We start from the raw sequence: 18,244 nt of genomic DNA, 5'->3' as shown, positions 1-18,244 counted from the left end.
TCCTTGGCAATAAGTTGCTTAGGATATGATTCAATCCACTAATTTCTGGTATCTGGATATGGCCGAACCTCGTTTTGTCCACCTGCGTGTTCACAGCGATTACTCCATGATCGATGGATTAGCCAAGATTGGGCCCTTGGTGAAGAGAGCTGCTGCATTAGGTATGCCCGCTCTGGCCATTACCGACTTTACCAACTTGTGTGGTCTGGTAAAATTCTACGGTAGCGCCCACAGTGCAGGGATTAAACCCATCATTGGCGCAGATTTCTATGTGCAAAGTGAAATTCTGGGTGATGAGTTGGCTCACCTCACCGTATTGGCCCGCAATAATGACGGTTACCAAAATCTCACCTTACTTATCTCCGAAGCTTATCAACGTGGTTATGGCGCTGCTGGCCCGATCATTGATCGCGACTGGCTTATTAAGCATAAAGAAGGGCTTATTCTGCTCTCCGGTGGCCGGATGGGGGATGTTGGCAAGTTTATGTTGCGTGGCAATCAGGCGCAGGTTGATCTGTGCCTTGACTTTTATCAAGAGCATTTCCCTGACAGCTACTATTTGGAGTTAATCCGTACCGGTCGGCCAGACGAAGAGAACTATCTTCATGCCGCAGTCGCATTGGCGACGGAACGTGGATTGCCGGTTGTAGCCACCAATGATGTGCGTTTTATCGATGAATCTGACTTTGACGCTCATGAGATCCGCGTTGCTATTCATGACGGTTTTACATTGGTCGATCCTAAACGGCCTAAAAACTATAGCCCTCAGCAGTTTATGCGCGATGAGGAGCAGATGTGCGAGCTATTCGCGGACATTCCTGAAGCGCTGTTCAACAGCGTTGAAATCGCCAAACGTTGTAACGTGACCATTCGCCTTGGGGAATACTTCTTACCACAGTTCCCGACTGGCGATATGAGTACGGAAGATTTTCTGGTTGAGAAATCGAAGCAAGGTCTGGAAGAGCGTATGGAGTTGCTCTTCCCTGATCCTGAAGAGCGAGCACAAAAACGCCCTGAATATGATGAACGTCTGGAAATTGAACTAAAAGTCATTAATCAGATGGGTTTTCCTGGTTACTTCTTGATTGTAATGGAATTTATCCAATGGTCAAAAGATAACGGCGTGCCGGTCGGGCCGGGGCGCGGGTCAGGTGCAGGTTCTCTGGTGGCTTATGCGCTGAAAATTACCGACCTCGATCCACTGGAATTTGACCTGCTGTTCGAACGTTTTCTCAACCCCGAACGTGTATCAATGCCGGACTTCGACGTTGACTTCTGCATGGAGAAACGCGATCTGGTGATAGAACATGTGGCCGAAATGTATGGCCGCGACGCCGTTTCCCAGATAATTACCTTTGGTACCATGGCCGCCAAAGCGGTTATCCGCGATGTGGGCCGAGTCTTGGGCCATCCTTATGGTTTCGTCGACCGTATCTCAAAGTTAGTCCCGCCAGATCCGGGTATGACGCTAGAGAAAGCATTCGCTGCGGAACCACAACTGCCTGAAATTTATGAGGCAGATGAAGAGGTCAGGGCGCTTATCGACATGGCGCGTAAGCTGGAAGGTGTCACACGTAACGCCGGTAAACACGCCGGTGGGGTGGTTATTGCACCGACCAAAATTACCGATTTTGCACCGCTCTATTGCGATGCTGAAGGTAAAAACCCGGTTACTCAGTTCGATAAAAATGATGTGGAATATGCCGGCCTGGTGAAGTTTGACTTCCTTGGCTTGCGCACCTTAACCATCATCAACTGGGCGCTGGAGATGATCAACGCTCGGCGTGCCAAAACCGGTCTGGAACCGATTGATATTGCTTCCATTCCGCTGGAAGATAAGAAAAGCTTCGATATGCTGCAACGTTCGGAAACGACGGCGGTATTCCAGCTTGAATCCAGGGGCATGAAGGATTTAATCAAACGCCTGAAGCCGGACTGTTTCGAGGATATGATAGCACTGGTGGCATTATTCCGCCCCGGCCCACTGCAATCTGGGATGGTAGATAACTTTATTGACCGTAAACATGGTCGCGAAGCAATCTCTTACCCAGATATTGAATGGCAGCATGAATGCCTAAAACCGGTGCTGGAGCCAACCTATGGCATCATCTTGTACCAAGAACAGGTGATGCAGATTGCGCAGGTTCTGTCGGGTTACTCACTCGGTGGCGCAGATATGTTGCGTCGTGCAATGGGTAAGAAAAACCCGGCTGAAATGGCTAAACAGCGCTCGGTATTTGAAGATGGGGCGAAAGAGCAGGGGATTGACGGTGAACTGGCGATTAAGATCTTTGATCTGGTGGAAAAGTTCGCCGGTTATGGCTTTAACAAATCTCACTCCGCCGCTTACGCTCTGGTTTCCTACCAAACGCTATGGTTAAAAGCCCATTATCCAGCTGAATTTATGGCAGCGGTTATGACTGCGGATATGGATAACACCGATAAAGTGGTTGGCTTGGTGGATGAGTGTTGGCGTATGGGGCTGAAAATACTGCCGCCAGACATCAACAGCGGCTTGTATCATTTCCATGTAAACGATGAGGGTGAAATTGTTTACGGCATCGGCGCAATTAAGGGCGTCGGTGAAGCGCCGATCGAGGCCATGCTGGACGCGCGTAAAGAGGGCGGCTACTTCAAAGAGTTATTTGATTTATGCGCTCGCGTTGATACCAAAAAACTGAATCGGCGAATCTTAGAAAAACTGGTCATGTCAGGTGCCTTTGACCGCTTAGGGCCGCACCGAGCTGCCTTGATGAGCTCGCTGGGCGAAGCGCTGAAAGCAGCGGATCAACATGCTAAGGCCGAAGCCATTGGTCAGGCAGATATGTTTGGCGTATTAGCGGATGCACCTGAGCAGGTTGAGCAATCTTATGCTAATGTGCCGCTGTGGCAAGAGCAGATAGTTTTAGACGGTGAGCGGGAGACGCTGGGGCTGTATCTGACCGGTCATCCGATTACCCAATATCTGAAGGAAATAGAACGTTATGCCGGCGGGCTGCGTTTAAAAGATATGCATCCGACGGATCGGGGCAAAATGACCACTGCGGTGGGGCTGGTCATCGCTGCAAGGGTTATGGTAACAAAACGTGGTAATCGTATTGGCATTTGTACGCTGGATGACCGTTCTGGCCGTCTGGAGGTGATGCTATTTACCGATGCGTTGGAAAAATATCAGCATTTATTGGAAAAAGACCGTATCCTGATAGCCACCGGGCAGGTCAGCTTTGATGACTTTAGTGGTGGACTTAAAATGACCGCCCGTGAGTTAATGGACATCAGTGAAGCTCGTGAAAAATATGCCCGTGGGCTTGCTATATCGCTGACCGACAGGCAAATTGATGACCAGCTTTTGAACCGTCTCCGTCAGTCGTTGGAACCCCATCGAGCGGGGACGATCCCAGTGCACCTTTATTACCAACGGGAAGATGCTCGCGCCCGGCTGCGGTTTGGAGCCACATGGCGCGTGACGCCCACCGATCGCTTATTGATAGATTTGCGAACGTTGGTAGGTAATGAGCAGGTAGAACTGGAATTTGACTAAAATAGGAATGTTATGAGTCTGAATTTTCTTGATTTTGAACAGCCGATTGCAGAGCTGGAAGCGAAAATTGACTCGCTGACCGCAGTCAGCCGTCAAGACGAAAAATTAGATATTAATCTGGATGAAGAGGTCCAGCGTCTGCGTGAGAAAAGTGTTGAGCTGACGCGGAAGATTTTTTCAGACCTCGGCGCATGGCAGATTGCCCAACTGGCACGCCATCCTCGTCGTCCTTATACCCTGGATTATATCGCTAATATCTTTACTGATTTCGAAGAGCTGGCAGGCGACCGTGCTTATGCTGACGATAAAGCCATCGTTGGCGGTATTGCTCGTCTGGATGGTCGCCCGGTGATGATTATTGGTCATCAGAAAGGCCGCGAAACCAAAGAGAAGATCCGTCGTAACTTTGGGATGCCTGCGCCGGAAGGTTACCGCAAGGCATTACGTCTGATGGAGATGGCTGAGCGCTTTAAGCTGCCAATCATCACTTTCATTGATACGCCAGGAGCGTATCCGGGGGTCGGCGCGGAAGAACGTGGTCAGTCTGAGGCGATTGCACGTAACCTGCGTGAAATGTCGCGTCTGAATGTACCCATTATTTGTACCGTTATTGGTGAAGGCGGCTCTGGCGGCGCATTGGCCATTGGTGTGGGCGATAAAGTGAATATGCTGCAATACAGCACCTATTCCGTTATCTCTCCAGAGGGTTGTGCCTCAATTTTGTGGAAAAGTGCCGATAAAGCACCATTAGCCGCAGAAGCAATGGGCATTACGGCTCATCGTCTGAAAGAATTGAAGATGATCGACTCGGTTATCCCTGAGCCTCTCGGTGGCGCACACCGTGATTACACGGCAATTTCGGCTTCACTGAAAGCTCAATTGCTGGCTGACCTCACTGATCTGGATGTATTTAATAATGAAGAGTTATTAAATCGTCGTTATCAGCGTCTGATGACTTATGGTTATTGCTGATTAATCATGCCCGTATTACCGGGCGATTCAGTAAGATATTGAAATCCGATCCTTATATTATGGGTCGGATTTTTTGTTTATAAGCCGCGAATAATAATATCTAACTTCATAATATTTTTGGCAAAAATTTAATTTTCATGTTGTTATAGATAATTGATGAACAATATGAGGATTACAGATGAACATCATCGCTATCATGGGGCCGATGGGGGTTTACTATAAAGATGAACCCATTCGTGAGCTAAATGATGCCCTGCTGACCAGAGGTTTTCAGTTGGTCTATCCTCAGGATCGCGGCGATCTGCTCAAGTTGATCGAACATAATGCGCGGATTATTGGTGTGATTTTCGATTGGGATCAGTACAGTGCTGATCTTTGTGCTGAAATCAATGAGCTAAATGAATATCTCCCGATTTATTCATTTATCAATACCACTTCCTCACTGGATGTCAGCCTGCATGAAATGCGCATGGCGCTTTATTTCTTTGAATATGCATTGAGTGCGGCAGAAGATATTGCACAGCATATTGAACAATATACCGCTGAATATTTGGATAGCATTACGCCGCCTTTAACCAAGGCATTATTTAATTATGTCAAAGAAGGGAAATACACATTCTGTACCCCTGGCCATATGGCGGGGACTGCATTTCAAAAAAGCCCGGTGGGCAGTTTATTCTATGACTTCTTTGGTGCTAATACCCTCAAGGCTGATGTTTCGATTTCAGTCACTGAACTCGGTTCATTATTAGATCACAGTGGGCCGCATCTGGACGCTGAAGAATATATCGCTCGGACATTTAATGCGGAACAGAGCTATATGGTGACTAACGGGACATCAACGGCAAATAAAATCGTCGGGATGTATTCCGCACCTTCCGGTAGCACCGTGCTGATTGACCGTAATTGCCATAAGTCGCTGACTCATCTATTGATGATGACCAATATTATTCCTATTTATTTGTGCCCAGCCCGTAATGCTTACGGTATTTTAGGCGGCATTCCCCAGCGTGAATTTACCCACGAAAGTATCAGCGAGAAAGTGGCTCAGACCCCAAATGCGCACTGGCCGGTACATGCGGTGATAACCAATTCGACCTATGACGGGTTACTCTATAATACTGATTATATTAAGCAGACGTTGGATGTTCCCTCCATTCACTTTGATTCTGCTTGGGTGCCCTACACGAACTTTCATGAAATCTATGAGGGGAAAAGTGGTATGAGTGGTGAGCGGATGGCAGGAAAAGTATTCTATGAAACGCAATCGACGCATAAATTACTGGCCGCATTCTCTCAGGCATCAATGATTCATATTAAAGGTGACTACAATGAAGGCACTTTTAATGAAGCTTATATGATGCACACCACCACTTCACCGAATTACGCTATTGTTGCGTCGATGGAAACGGCCGCAGCCATGATGCGTGGTCAACCGGGCAGGCGGATGATTATGCGCTCAATTGAGCGGGCAATGCATTTTCGCAACGAGGTGCGGCGTTTACGCTCGGAAAGTGATAATTGGTTCTTTGATGTCTGGCAGCCGGATAATATTGATGAAATAGTTTGCTGGCCGCTACAGCCAGGGCAAGAGTGGCATGGTTTCAGTGATGCGGATGCTGATCATATGTATCTGGACCCGATCAAAGTGACTATCCTGACACCGGGTATGAGCCGCCAGGGGGAGCTTGAAGAAGAAGGCATTCCCGCAGCATTGGTGGCTAAATTTTTGGATGAACGCGGTGTGGTGGTGGAAAAGACCGGCCCGTATAATTTGCTGTTTTTATTCAGTATTGGTATTGATAAAACCAAGGCAATGAGCTTATTACGTGGCCTGATGGAGTTCAAGCGTGCTTATGATCTTAATTTGCGGGTTAAAAACATGCTGCCAGACCTGTTTGCAGAAGATCCTGATTTCTATCGTCATATGCGTATTCAGGACTTGGCCGCCAGTATCCATAAATTGATCCGTCAACATGATTTACCACGTTTAATGCGCCAGTCTTTTGACGTGCTGCCAGAGATGAAACTGACGCCATACGATATGTTCCAACAACAGATCCGCGGTAACATAGTAGCCTGTGAAATGAGTGACTTGATAGGTAAAGTGGTTGCTAACATGATCCTGCCTTATCCACCGGGCGTTCCGCTGGTGATGCCGGGGGAAATGATCAGCAAAGAGAGCCGTGCGGTATTGGATTTCCTGCTGATGCTGTGTGCCATCGGCGCGCATTACCCTGGATTTGAAACGGATATTCATGGTGCCAAACGCGACGATGATGGCCGTTATTGGGTCAATGTGCTGAAGACTAATGATTAAATTGGAGTAACACATGCTAGCAATACGTCAGATTCATCATATTGCGATCATTGGCTCAGATTATCAGGTCAGCAAAAGATTTTACTGCGAGGTGCTGGGGTTCACGCTGATGAGTGAGGTTTACCGCGAAGCGCGAGACTCGTGGAAAGCAGATTTAGCTTTAAACGGGCAATATACGGTTGAGCTATTTTCCTTCCCTTCCCCAGCAGGACGGCCTAGCCGCCCTGAGGCTTGTGGCCTGCGCCATCTGGCTTTCCAGGTTGATGATATCGAGCTGGCAGTCAAAAAACTGGCGGCTGACGGTGTGATTTGCGAAGCGGTTCGCATTGATCCCTATACCCAATCACGTTTTACTTTCTTTACTGACCCAGATGGTTTACCTCTGGAGCTATACGAAATGACGTTGGAATGACATGAACTCAGCCGCCCTTATGCCTAATGTGTTACTTAACCCGCTATTCGCGCAATTGGGCGATCATCGCCATGTATTGGTGGGATTCAGCGGTGGGTTGGATTCGAGCGTATTGCTGCATTTGTTGGTTTGTTTACGTGAGCTGCTGATTCCGGAGCTAAAAGTACGCGCGATTCATATTCATCATGGATTAAACCCATTGGCAGACAGTTGGGTAAAGCATTGCCAGCGGCAGTGTGAACAATGGCAAGTTCCGCTTGAGGTGGTGCGGGTGAAAATTGACTCGCGACAAAATGGCGTAGAGGCGGCCGCCAGAACCGCGCGTTATCAGGCATTCTCCTCTCATATGGCAGCAGACGAGGTGTTACTCACCGCTCAACATTTAGATGACCAATGTGAAACCTTCCTGCTGGCTCTCAAACGGGGCAGCGGCCCGGCGGGGCTATCTGGCATGGCGGCCAGCTTGCCATTTGCTCACAGCCAATTGTTGCGGCCATTGCTGGCTTTTTCCCGCGAGATGTTAGAAAACTACGCCTGTGCGCAACAGTTATCGTGGATTGAGGATGACAGCAATCAAGACGATCGTTTTGATCGCAACTTTCTGCGTTTAAGAGTCTTACCTTTGCTTTATCAGCGCTGGCCTCATTTTGCTCAATCCACAGCGCGCAGTGCGGGGCTATGTGCCGAGCAGGAACAACTGTTGGATGAGTTACTGGCCGATAATCTGCAACAACTGCAACGTCCTGATGGCTCACTCTCTATTGAGGGGTTATTGTTGGCATCAGAGGTGAAACGGGCTGCCTTATTACGTCGTTGGCTGGCGGGGCTGGGGGCGTCAATGCCGTCACAGAATCAGTTGCAACGTTTATGGTTGGAAGTCGCAATGGCGCGGCAAGATGCCGAGCCGCAACTGATGCTTGGGGCGTATCAGGTTCGTCGCTTTCGGCAATATTTATTTCTATTATCTCCTTTGACGGAGATAAAAACCCCGCATCTGCCTTGGGAGGTAGTTAAGGCTACCGATGTGTTGCCGCAGCCGTTAGTTTTACCGGCTAACCTGGGAGTACTGAGCTTTGTTGCTGATGGCGGGCAAACCGTCAGGGCGGCGGCGGTCGGTGAGGTTATCAGCATCCGTTTCGGCTTACAGGGTGAGATCAATATTGTCGGGCGGCACCATTCACGTCAAAGCAAAAAGATATGGCAAGAGTTGGGGGTACCGCCGTGGCAACGGGAACGTATTCCGCTGCTCTATTTTGACGAACAATTGATTGCTGCTGCTGGGGTATTTGTGGCTCAGGCAGGCCAGGCTAAAGAAGGTGAACCGTGTTGGCATCTTAATTGGGCCAAATCGGAATAATAAAATAACAATAAATAAAACGGTCTATTTTGAGGAGCAATAATGAAACTTGTCGTGAGTCTGGTGGCATTAAGTTTGTGTAGCTTTTCGGTATTGGCAAAAAATGACATTGAGGCCGGGCGGATTAAATCCGCCAGTTGTGTGGCTTGTCATGGTGCTGAAGGCAAGGTTTCGGTACCGATGTATCCTAATCTGGCTGGGCAAAATGCTATGTATCTGGAACAGGCATTGGCAGCGTATAAGAAAGGGGGGCGCACTGGTGGGCAGGCTGAAGTGATGCGGGCATATGTTTCTAATTTGTCTGATGAGGATTTTTCAGATTTGGCAGCTTACTATGCGAGTTTAAAACCTTAAACACGACGGCTGCGAGAAGTCAGACGAGTCAATGCAGAACGGGCCACTTTTCAGCGGCCCGTCGTCAATATCATGGATATAGAAACTATGATGCACTCACCACGACAGTCCCAATCTCGGGGTGACTGAAGCTGGCGATATGGTCCAGACGCAACTCGCGTACTGCCCCTTCTTGTTCGACAATCAGGTACTCGACCTTTTTTCTTAGCAGCAGATCACTGGCCTTCCCTTCTACTATCTCACCGCCTCTCAACTTCAACGTCAGTATCAGGTGATGTTGGCAGGCGAGCTCTAGATTATCGTAGTCATCACAATTGATGGGTTGATACTCTTCACTCATCGACATAATCGCTCACCAATAAGTTAGCGGCGGCAAAGGCCGCCTGTTCCCTAACGGAGGACGGGAGTGCGTCGTTAGCCGCAACTTCGTCCAATGTTTTCAATACACAACCCAGTGCATCTGACACGTAGCCCTGGTCACCACTCGCAATTTGTGCATAAAAACGGCGTACTAATTCACAGTATTGCTGCACAGTAATCCTCCTGGAAAAGTTTAACCCAGTAGATTCTCAGCGGAAGCGACACACTGTCAACCTACGAAGATAAACTCTGAACTTATAAGGACTATAGCACAGGAGTGATAGAGATATTAGAGACAGAACAAAGCTTTCTTTTTAGTATTGATGTCACGAATAATCCTCTTTATACCGCGCTGGCTGTTGACTGACGTAATCAAGTACACTGTCCACCAGATAATTAAGAGGTCACACATGGCACTAAAAGCAACCATCCATAAAGCTGCGGTTAATATTGCAGATATGGATCGTAATTTTTTTCAGGATATTAACCTGACTATCGCACAACACCCGTCTGAAACTGACCAACGTATGATGCTGCGTTTACTGGCATGGATTTGCCATGCTGACGAGCGTTTGCAGTTTACTAAAGGTTTGAGCGCTGACGATGAGCCGGAAATTTGGCGGCATAATGACCATAATGGCATTGAATTGTGGGTTGAATTGGGGCTGCCGGAAGAGAAGCGTCTGCGCAAAGCCTGTAATCAGTCACAGCAGGTCGTGTTATATGCTTACAGCGAACGTGCCGCTAAAGTGTGGTGGCCACAAGTTCAGGGTAAATTATCCGGGCACCGTAACCTGCGGGTGCGTTTCCTTGATGATGACCAGATGGCTAAGTTGGCAGCACTTTCTCACCGTAATATGTCACTACAGGCGACGCTGCAAGAGGGGACTATCTGGTTATCAGATGCCCAGAATAATCTGGAAATTAGTTTTGCCGAATGGCAAAATAATGGGCAATAAGTGTGCTGATTATATCGAATAGTGTCAGTCTACCCGACAGCGAGATTGAGCTGACCGCGATCCGGGCGCAGGGGGCGGGAGGCCAGCACGTCAATAAAACCTCAACAGCTATTCATCTGCGCTTTGACATTAAGGCCTCAAGCCTGCCAGAGTACTATAAAGAGAGGTTGTTGTTATTAAATAGCCATTTGGTAACTGCCGATGGTGTCGTTATCATTAAAGCGCAAGAATACCGCAGTCAGGATATGAATCGCGAGGCAGCTTTAGCGCGGCTGGTGGCATTAATCCGTCAGGCAATGGTAGTGGAAAAGGCTCGTCGGGCGACCAAACCAACCAAAGGCTCAAAAATAAGGCGAGTCGAGAGTAAAGTTCGTAAAGGCGCGACCAAAGCGTTGCGTGGAAAAATTCATCAGGAATGATGCCGATAGCTGTCTTGAGCCTCATTGTATTGCGGCTCAGGCGTCTTCGTTCCTTATATGTCGCACACAGTATGGGAGAATAACTGTGAGAAAATTAACGATAACGCTGTTTTTGGCAGTAGGTACGCTGTCATTACTTGGGTGTAATAATCGCTATCAGCCGGTTGAACAGGCTTTACAACCTATGCAGCAAAGTTATCAAGGGGTGTTGCCCTGTGCCGATTGCAGTGGTTTAGATACTTCACTGTTCCTTGATAGTGATGGAACATTTGTCTTGAAAGAAATTTATCGGGGCGTTGTGCATTCAGCTGACAACCAAGAAGGCGATAAAGCCTTTGCCGAATATGGTCAGTGGACGCGTACGGCGGATAAATTAGTGTTAACCAACGGCCAGGGCGAGAAACGTTATTTCCTGCCGGTCGGTAAAAATTTGGTGATGCTTGATCAACAAGGGCTGCCGATTAAATCTACCCTCAATTACCAGCTTACGCCGAGTAATCAGCCATTACCCCAAACACCGATGCCGTTAAGTGGTATGTATAAGTATTTTGCTGATGCAGCAGTATTTACCGATTGTGCAACCGGTAAAACTTTCCCGGTTGAAAACAATATCGCCTTGGAAAGGGGGTATTTAAACGCGCGTAAAAATGTCGGTGAGCCGGTATTCCTGACGCTCAATGGTCATTTTGATATTCGGCCATCAATGGAAGAAGGGCAGTCCGATAAGACGCTGATTCCGGCAGGTGATATTCAGTTTAATGCGAACAAGAGCTGCGACAGTAAATAACGGCGATTGTGACGGCAATAAAAAACCGCTGGTAGCTATTCACTCGCCAGCGGTTTTGTGGTGATTCAATTCACCGCTAATTAGCGTTTGATTTGGCTCAGTAGGAACTCAATAATTTCACTGGTTTTAATCATCTGCTTCTCACCGATGCGACGGTTTTTGTATTCCACTTCTTCACTATCAAGATTGCGGTCACCAATGACGATATTGTGTGGCACGCCAATCAGCTCCATGTCGGCAAACATCACCCCTGGGCGCTCTTTACGATCGTCAAGAATCACATCAATACCGTGTGAGCGCAGGGTGGCATACAACTCTTCCGCCAGCTCTTTGACACGGAAAGATTTGTGCATATTCATCGGCAGAATGGCAACCTGGAATGGTGCAATCGCATCCGGCCAAATAATACCGCGCTCATCATAATTCTGTTCAATGGCCGCAGCGACCACGCGGGAAACCCCGATACCGTAGCAGCCCATCGTCATGACCTGATTACGGCCATCTTCGCCCTGAACTGTGGCTTTCATCGCTTCCGAGTATTTAGTACCTAACTGGAAGATATGACCCACTTCGATACCGCGTTTGATTTGCAGCGTGCCTTTACCATCTGGGCTGATATCGCCTTCCACGACATTACGCAGGTCAGCCACTTGGGGTAACGGCAAATCACGCTCCCAGTTGATGCCAAAGTAATGTTTATCATCAATATTTGCGCCAGCACCGAAATCGCTCATCACCACAACACTGCGATCAGCCACGACAGGCAACTGTAAATTAACTGGGCCTAATGAGCCTGGCCCTGCGCCAATAACTGCGCGGATCTCTTCTTCCGTGGCGAAAGTCAGTGGCTTCGCAACTTGTGGCAGTTTCTCTGCTTTGATTTCATTCAGTTCGTGATCACCGCGCACCAGCAACGCAACCAACTTATGGCCACTCTCTTCGTGAGCATGAACCAATAAGGTTTTCACAGTTTTCTCAATCGGCAGTTTGAACTGCTCAACCAATTCAGCGATGGTTTTTGCATTTGGCGTATCAATAATACGCAGTTCTTCTGTCGCACCGGTGCGTGGTTCAGAAGGTGCGAGTGCTTCAGCAAACTCGATGTTAGCGGCATAGTCTGACTCGGTTGAGAACACGATATCGTCTTCACCGCTTTCAGCCAGCACCTGGAATTCGTGGGATGCACTGCCACCAATTGAGCCTGTATCTGCCAGCACCGCACGGAAATTCAGATCCATACGCGCAAAAATTTTACTGTAAGCGGTATACATCGCATCGTAAGTTTCCTGCAACGATTCCTGAGTAGTGTGGAAAGAGTAAGCATCTTTCATTAGGAACTCACGGGCACGCATCACGCCAAAGCGTGGACGAACTTCATCACGGAATTTGGTCTGGATTTGGAAGAAATTCAGCGGTAACTGTTTGTAAGAGTTGATCTCACCGCGAATCAGGTCAGTAATGACTTCTTCATGAGTTGGGCCAAGTACAAAAGGGCGCTCGCCACGATCGACAAAACGCAACAGCTCAGGGCCATACTGCTCCCAGCGGCCACTCTCTTGCCACAAATCAGCCGGTTGTACCACCGGCATCGAAACTTCGATTGCACCGGCGTTATTCATCTCTTCGCGCACGATGTTTTCGACTTTTTTCAACACCCGAACCCCGGTCGGCAACCAGGTATAAAGACCTGAAGCCAGTTTGCGGATCATCCCGGCACGAAGCATCAGTTGGTGGCTGATCACTTCAGCATCGGCAGGTGTCTCCTTCTGAGTGGAGAGCAGATATTGGCTAGTACGCATGATGTTTTGGTTCCATTAGCGCTGCAACAAATAGAGGCAGCCAAAAAAGTAAAAAGTGGTTTAGTTTACCAGTGAGTACCGGTTGTCAAAAGAGAGCAGGGTAAAATTTAGTGTGGGTCGAGTGATAACACTTCTGTTTGGCTTCCCATCACTCGCCAGCACACGTTAAATTCCAGCAATAGAACAGCATACTCTCGGCTTTCGTGGTCACCTTTGCGGTAGGCAGGACGTGGATCTTGCGCCAGAACCTGACTGATGAAACGCCGTAATTGTGGATAACGCTGCTGCTGGTCTGCTAACTGTTGTTCTGCACGACTCGAAAAACAGACCTGCATGTCGGCATCCGGTACTGATTGAGCAAAACCCGCTCGTGCCTGAGGCCGGCTCTCAGCGAAGGGCAAGTAGGGTTTGATATCAATCACCGGGGTTCCATCAACCAGATCCAGACTCCCCAACTCCAGAATCACTTCCCCCCCCTGACTGCGCACACCTTTTAATTCAATCAAGGACATCCCAATAGGGTTCGGGCGAAAAGTAGAACGGGTAGCAAAAACGCCCATCCGGGTATTGCCACCTAAGCGGGGTGGCCGCACCGTCGGACGCCAGCCCCCCTCCATCGTCTGATGGAAAATAAATATCACCCATACATGACTGAAGTCAGATAAACCGCGTACGGCTTCGGGCTGGTTATAGGGAGGGATGAACTGCAATTCACCGCCGCCATCTTCAATCAGGCCGGGTTGGCGTGGTACCGCAAACTTCTCTTTATAAGGTGAGCGGATAACCCCAATCTGATTAAAGGAGAAAACACTCATTTTGATGAAACGTTCAATGCAGAGCCTTGGCACACGGCTTGTTGATAGCAGCCGGGAACACCACTTTGGATTTCACATTGATGTAGCAAGACCGCATTAGCCTTCATATAAGAGGCGCGAATCTGCATTCGTTTGCGGGCCGTTGAAATGCTCGGTGGAGAATCCTGCATGGTTGTCTGGCAGGACTCACCTGACACCTCGCCTAAATCGCGGAAAGGCTTGCCAACTAACTCTTCAGCGCTTTTATAAAGCTTTACCGGTGCCGGACGTGGCGCTGGCGTAGGGCTGGTTTTGACAACCGCAGTCGGTTGTTTAACAGGACTATCTGTGGTGGATGGCTTTGATTGAAGCATGGAACATCCAGTTAGCGAAATGGCTAACAGACACAGAGGTAACGCACGCATAGAAATTCCTCAGCCTTTTTTATTTAAGAGGCGCTATTGAAGCAATCTATTATGCAAATAACAAGACGGGCTTTAGCCCGTCTTGCAATATATTTAGCAAACACTGAATTTAGCTAACGCTGTGTTCCGCAAAATAGTTGATAAACCATTACCAACCTTTAACTGCACCACCGTTGAAGGCTTTGTTTGCTGCGTCGTAAACTTCATCAGATTGATAAGCCTGAACGAATTTCTTCACATTCTCTGCATCTTTATTATCTTCACGGGCCACGATCAGATTAACGTAAGGTGAATCTTTATCTTCAACAAACAGGCCATCTTTAGCCGGTGTCAGACCGATTTGGCTAGCGTAAGTGGTGTTGATAATCGCCAGCGCGATTTGTTGGTCATCCAAAGAGCGTGGTAACTGAGGTGCTTCCAGCTCAACCAGTTTCAGATTTTTAGGATTCTCAACTACATCCAGTACGGTTGGCAGCAGGCCAACACCGTCTTTCAGTTTAATCAAACCTACTTTTTGCAGCAGTAACAGAGAACGACCCAGGTTCGTCGGGTCATTTGGCAGTGCTACCTGAGAACCTGGCTGTAGCTCTTCCAATGATTTGATTTTTTTAGAGTAACCCGCAATTGGGTAAACGAATGAGTTACCAACAGAAACCAGTTTGTAGCCGCGATCTTTAATTTGCTGATCCAGATAAGGTTTATGTTGGAAAGCATTCAGATCAATATCACCTTTACTCAGTGCTTCATTCGGTAACACATAGTCATTGAACGTGACCAGCTCAACATCAAGACCATATTTATCTTTTGCCACTTTCTGAGCGACTTCAGCAACTTGCTGTTCAGCGCCGACAATTACGCCGACTTTAATGTGGTTTGGATCTTTTTCCGCCGGGCCGCAACCCACCAGAGCCAAGGTACCAATCAATGCACTGACTGCCGCGATAGATTTGAATTTTAAAGACATATCTCTTCCTCTATAAACATTCGTTAAGATGCGCCGCTGTGTGAGGCAGTCGCTATACCCTTCGTACTTGGGGCAGCAGGCTTATTAGCTACGTTTACTCACCTGAATCATTTACTTGCGTAAACTCATCAGGATTCATTCGTTTACTGCCGGCCTGCTACCTCAATTTCTTTGGGTAATCTATATGTTAATACTATTTGTGGGTAACGGCTTTTACGATCCGATCGCCACTCAACTGAATCAGGTAAACCAGGACGACTAATAATACTAATACTGTATTCATTACTGTGGCGTTATAGCCGATGTAACCATACTGATAACCGATCTGGCCGAGGCCGCCGGCACCTACTGCCCCCCCCATAGCGGAATAGCCTACCAGGGTAATTAGTGTAATCGTGGCGGCATTGACTAAACCCGGTAGGGCTTCTGGCAATAATACCTTTTTGATGATTTGCATCGGTGTTGCGCCCATCGCACGCGCGGCTTCAACCAGACCCGAGGGGATTTCCAGTAGCGCATTTTCTACCATGCGAGCAATAAAAGGTGCTGCGCCGACAGTCAACGGCACAATCGCCGCTTGTAAACCAATCGAAGTCCCGACAATCATCCGAGTAAATGGAATCATCCATACCAATAAGATAATAAAAGGTATGGAGCGGAAGATATTCACCACTCCGGACAGCGTGCGATAAATATTTTTGTTGGCAATAATTTGCCCCGGACGAGTGATATACAGCAAAACGCCAACCGGCAAGCCTAAAACAAAACCAAAGAAACCAGAGACAAACGTCATCATTAGAGTTTCCCAGACGCCGCGGCCCATTAACCACATCATTGCCTCAGACATAACCCAGAACCTCTACTTTTACATGATGATCTTGCAAGAACTTGATGGCAGCGAGGCCATCCTGATTGTCGCCATGCAATTCTGCCAGCATGACACCAAATTTGACGCCGCCGGCATAATCCATTTGCGAGCTAAGGATACCAATATCGATATTGAATCGGCGCACCGCTTGCGAAATTAACGGTGCATCAACTGACTGGCCGGTGAACTCTAATTTAAGTAGTGGAACGCGATCCGCTGTTGGCTCCTGCGTCATACGTTTGGCGTAATCTTCTGGAATATCCAAATGCAGGGTGGATTGAATAAATTGCTGCGCCAGAGGCGTTTTCGGATGAGAGAACACTTCGCTGACGCTATCTTTTTCAATCAATTTGCCTTCACTTATTACTGCAACTTGATCACAAATGCGTTTCACCACATCCATTTCATGGGTGATAAGCAAAATAGTCAGCCCCAAACGACGATTAATGTCTTTAAGCAGTTCCAGAATCGAACGCGTTGTGGCAGGGTCTAACGCGCTGGTGGCTTCATCACACAGCAGAACTTTAGGATTGCTGGCTAAAGCACGGGCAATTGCCACGCGTTGTTTCTGACCACCAGACAGATTCGCTGGGTAAGCATCTTGCTTGTCGGCCAGACCAACCAAATCCAATAGCTCAGTCACTCTCTTCTTTATATCTGCACGAGACATATTGTCCAGCTCAAGTGGCAGCGCGATATTGCCATACACTGTGCGGGAGGAGAGCAAATTGAAATGCTGGAAAATCATGCCAATCTGACGACGAGCACGCGTCAGTTCGCGTTCAGATAAGGTTGTCAGATCTTGCCCGTCCACCAGAACCTGACCGCTGGTAGGGCGTTCTAACATATTGGCGCACCGAATCAGTGTGCTTTTACCGGCACCAGAGGCACCGATGACGCCATAAATTTGCCCGGCAGGGACGTGCAAACTCACGTCGGAAAGCGCGGTTATGGTGCGTGTTCCTTGCTGGAACAGTTTGCTGATGTGAGAAAGTTTAATCATATTATTCTTATTTTATCGTTATTTCCGTGGCTAGATAAAAAGTAAACTTCAGCAGAACCAAAGTATAGGTTGGATGTTAAGGCGTCTAGACGGCCAAGTCAACCAGCAGCACTGATTCTCTTCCATTCTCAATCGGTAATAAAACATGCGATACTAATGGGGTTTACAGCCCTCAGGAGCAAATAAGTGACTCAGCCCGTTCCCGCAATATTTTTAGATCGTGATGGTACAATTAATGTCGACCACGGTTATGTCCACGAAATCGATAATTTTCAATTTATAGACGGCGTTATAGATGCGTGTCGTGAATTGAAAGAAATGGGTTTTGCACTAGTACTGGTGACCAACCAATCGGGTATTGCCCGTGGCATGTTTACTGAAGATCAGTTTTTAAGTCTAACCGAATGGATGGACTGGTCGCTGGCTGATCGCGGTGTTGATTTGGATGGCGTCTACTTCTGTCCTCACCACCCAGACGCGAGTGTAGCGGAGTTCCGTGAAACATGTGAATGCCGCAAGCCATTACCGGGCATGTTACTGCAAGCACAAAGTGAATTGAACATCGATCTGGCTTCTTCTTATATGGTTGGTGACAAAATTGAAGATATGCAGGCCGCATTAGCGGCAAATATCGGAACTAAAGTGTTAGTTCGCACCGGCAAGCCTGTTACGGCAGAAGGCGAGGCAATCGCTGATTGGGTGCTAAACAGCTTGGCAGAGCTACCAAAAGCGATAAAAACGCGTTAGAAGTAATCTTTATGTTCAAACATCAAGCAGTCAGAAAAAACTTTAAGATAAACCCTTGCCATTCTGACGCAGCTCCCTATAATGCGCATCCATCGACACGGCGCTGTGAGCAACTTCACTGAGTAGCCGAGAAGAACAGAGAAAATTAAGTGATTGACTCTGT

The 18,244-nt window shown here is 47.9% G+C and carries 18 protein-coding genes; 10 read left to right on the top strand and 8 right to left on the bottom strand.

The features are described from left to right. Positions 1-58 precede the first annotated feature (58 nt). The 6 genes from dnaE (at position 59) to YALDO0001_RS14980 (ending at position 8,956) form a co-directional block, all read left to right on the top strand. Entirely contained in the window at positions 59-3,541 is a 3,483-nt protein-coding gene (gene dnaE, locus YALDO0001_RS15005; RefSeq protein WP_042840202.1) for a DNA polymerase III subunit alpha, read from the top strand. Between the two features lie 12 nt (positions 3,542-3,553). Beyond that, entirely contained in the window at positions 3,554-4,513 is a 960-nt protein-coding gene (gene accA, locus YALDO0001_RS15000) for an acetyl-CoA carboxylase carboxyl transferase subunit alpha (protein WP_004704326.1), read from the top strand. Positions 4,514-4,691: 178 nt separating this feature from the next. Further along, the gene (locus YALDO0001_RS14995; protein ID WP_004704323.1) at positions 4,692-6,833 is read left to right on the top strand and encodes a lysine decarboxylase LdcC; all 2,142 of its coding nucleotides are present in this window, start codon (positions 4,692-4,694) and stop codon (positions 6,831-6,833) included. 13 nt (positions 6,834-6,846) lie between these two features. Next, positions 6,847-7,245, top strand: coding sequence for a VOC family protein (locus tag YALDO0001_RS14990; protein ID WP_004704321.1), 399 nt, complete (start codon positions 6,847-6,849; stop codon positions 7,243-7,245). Position 7,246: 1 nt separating this feature from the next. Next, positions 7,247-8,602, top strand: coding sequence for a tRNA lysidine(34) synthetase TilS (tilS, locus tag YALDO0001_RS14985; protein WP_042840196.1), 1,356 nt, complete (start codon positions 7,247-7,249; stop codon positions 8,600-8,602). Positions 8,603-8,641: 39 nt separating this feature from the next. After that, a complete protein-coding gene (locus YALDO0001_RS14980; RefSeq protein WP_042840195.1) occupies positions 8,642-8,956 on the top strand; it encodes a c-type cytochrome in 315 nt (104 codons plus the stop codon). An 85-nt stretch (positions 8,957-9,041) separates the two neighbouring features. Here YALDO0001_RS14980 and rof read toward each other — a convergent pair whose 3' ends face one another. Together rof and YALDO0001_RS14970 are read right to left on the bottom strand one after the other, a co-directional pair. Then, on the bottom strand, positions 9,042-9,302 hold the full coding sequence (rof, locus tag YALDO0001_RS14975; RefSeq protein WP_042546713.1) for a Rho-binding antiterminator: 261 nt from the start codon (positions 9,300-9,302) through the stop codon (positions 9,042-9,044). Then, positions 9,289-9,489, bottom strand: coding sequence for a YaeP family protein (locus YALDO0001_RS14970; RefSeq protein WP_004704314.1), 201 nt, complete (start codon positions 9,487-9,489; stop codon positions 9,289-9,291). Before YALDO0001_RS14970 ends, rof begins: the two co-directional genes overlap by 14 nt. A gap of 237 nt (positions 9,490-9,726) precedes the next feature. On the opposite strand from YALDO0001_RS14970, the gene YALDO0001_RS14965 reads away from it, so the two are divergent. From YALDO0001_RS14965 to nlpE, 3 genes are all read left to right on the top strand, one after another. Continuing rightward, a complete protein-coding gene (locus tag YALDO0001_RS14965; protein WP_004704313.1) occupies positions 9,727-10,275 on the top strand; it encodes a YaeQ family protein in 549 nt (182 codons plus the stop codon). A gap of 2 nt (positions 10,276-10,277) precedes the next feature. Then, positions 10,278-10,694, top strand: coding sequence for an alternative ribosome rescue aminoacyl-tRNA hydrolase ArfB (gene arfB, locus YALDO0001_RS14960; RefSeq protein ID WP_004704311.1), 417 nt, complete (start codon positions 10,278-10,280; stop codon positions 10,692-10,694). Positions 10,695-10,779: 85 nt separating this feature from the next. Continuing rightward, complete coding sequence (gene nlpE / locus YALDO0001_RS14955) at positions 10,780-11,481, top strand: envelope stress response activation lipoprotein NlpE (RefSeq protein WP_004704310.1); 702 nt, start codon at positions 10,780-10,782, stop codon at positions 11,479-11,481. A gap of 80 nt (positions 11,482-11,561) precedes the next feature. On the opposite strand, the gene proS is transcribed toward nlpE, so the two are convergent. From proS to metN, 6 genes are all read right to left on the bottom strand, one after another. Continuing rightward, positions 11,562-13,280 carry a proline--tRNA ligase gene (gene proS / locus YALDO0001_RS14950; protein WP_004704307.1) on the bottom strand — a complete coding sequence of 573 codons (1,719 nt, stop codon included), beginning with the start codon at positions 13,278-13,280 and terminating at the stop codon, positions 11,562-11,564. A gap of 107 nt (positions 13,281-13,387) precedes the next feature. Next, positions 13,388-14,095 (bottom strand): tRNA (N6-threonylcarbamoyladenosine(37)-N6)-methyltransferase TrmO, encoded by a 708-nt coding sequence (gene tsaA, locus YALDO0001_RS14945; protein ID WP_004704306.1) that lies wholly within the window; start codon positions 14,093-14,095, stop codon positions 13,388-13,390. Then, the gene (gene rcsF / locus YALDO0001_RS14940; protein WP_042840193.1) at positions 14,092-14,499 is read right to left on the bottom strand and encodes an Rcs stress response system protein RcsF; all 408 of its coding nucleotides are present in this window, start codon (positions 14,497-14,499) and stop codon (positions 14,092-14,094) included. Before rcsF ends, tsaA begins: the two co-directional genes overlap by 4 nt. A gap of 148 nt (positions 14,500-14,647) precedes the next feature. After that, complete coding sequence (locus tag YALDO0001_RS14935; protein ID WP_004704304.1) at positions 14,648-15,463, bottom strand: MetQ/NlpA family lipoprotein; 816 nt, start codon at positions 15,461-15,463, stop codon at positions 14,648-14,650. Between the two features lie 193 nt (positions 15,464-15,656). Continuing rightward, on the bottom strand, positions 15,657-16,310 hold the full coding sequence (locus tag YALDO0001_RS14930) for a methionine ABC transporter permease MetI (protein WP_042546709.1): 654 nt from the start codon (positions 16,308-16,310) through the stop codon (positions 15,657-15,659). Next, entirely contained in the window at positions 16,303-17,334 is a 1,032-nt protein-coding gene (gene metN, locus YALDO0001_RS14925; protein WP_004704300.1) for a methionine ABC transporter ATP-binding protein MetN, read from the bottom strand. The genes YALDO0001_RS14930 and metN overlap by 8 nt, the downstream gene beginning before the upstream one ends. 186 nt (positions 17,335-17,520) lie before the next feature. On the opposite strand from metN, the gene gmhB reads away from it, so the two are divergent. Continuing rightward, a complete protein-coding gene (gene gmhB, locus YALDO0001_RS14920) occupies positions 17,521-18,081 on the top strand; it encodes a D-glycero-beta-D-manno-heptose 1,7-bisphosphate 7-phosphatase (protein WP_004704297.1) in 561 nt (186 codons plus the stop codon). The last annotated feature ends 163 nt before the right edge of the window (positions 18,082-18,244 follow it).

Source organism: Yersinia aldovae ATCC 35236 (assembly GCF_000173735.1).
In the GTDB taxonomy this organism is placed as follows: Bacteria; Pseudomonadota; Gammaproteobacteria; order Enterobacterales; family Enterobacteriaceae; genus Yersinia; species Yersinia aldovae.
Note: the sequence above shows the minus strand (reverse complement) of the source record. Positions and strands in the feature narration are given on the sequence as shown.

Coding starts and splice junctions, on each gene's coding strand:
- dnaE (WP_042840202.1), top strand. CDS start 59: ATGGCCGAACCTCGTTTTGTCCACCTGCGTGTTCACAGCGATTACTCC.
- accA (WP_004704326.1), top strand. CDS start 3,554: ATGAGTCTGAATTTTCTTGATTTTGAACAGCCGATTGCAGAGCTGGAA.
- YALDO0001_RS14995 (WP_004704323.1), top strand. CDS start 4,692: ATGAACATCATCGCTATCATGGGGCCGATGGGGGTTTACTATAAAGAT.
- YALDO0001_RS14990 (WP_004704321.1), top strand. CDS start 6,847: ATGCTAGCAATACGTCAGATTCATCATATTGCGATCATTGGCTCAGAT.
- tilS (WP_042840196.1), top strand. CDS start 7,247: ATGAACTCAGCCGCCCTTATGCCTAATGTGTTACTTAACCCGCTATTC.
- rof (WP_042546713.1), bottom strand. CDS start 9,302: ATGTCGATGAGTGAAGAGTATCAACCCATCAATTGTGATGACTACGAT.
- YALDO0001_RS14965 (WP_004704313.1), top strand. CDS start 9,727: ATGGCACTAAAAGCAACCATCCATAAAGCTGCGGTTAATATTGCAGAT.
- proS (WP_004704307.1), bottom strand. CDS start 13,280: ATGCGTACTAGCCAATATCTGCTCTCCACTCAGAAGGAGACACCTGCC.
- tsaA (WP_004704306.1), bottom strand. CDS start 14,095: ATGAGTGTTTTCTCCTTTAATCAGATTGGGGTTATCCGCTCACCTTAT.
- rcsF (WP_042840193.1), bottom strand. CDS start 14,499: ATGCGTGCGTTACCTCTGTGTCTGTTAGCCATTTCGCTAACTGGATGT.
- YALDO0001_RS14935 (WP_004704304.1), bottom strand. CDS start 15,463: ATGTCTTTAAAATTCAAATCTATCGCGGCAGTCAGTGCATTGATTGGT.
- YALDO0001_RS14930 (WP_042546709.1), bottom strand. CDS start 16,310: ATGTCTGAGGCAATGATGTGGTTAATGGGCCGCGGCGTCTGGGAAACT.
- metN (WP_004704300.1), bottom strand. CDS start 17,334: ATGATTAAACTTTCTCACATCAGCAAACTGTTCCAGCAAGGAACACGC.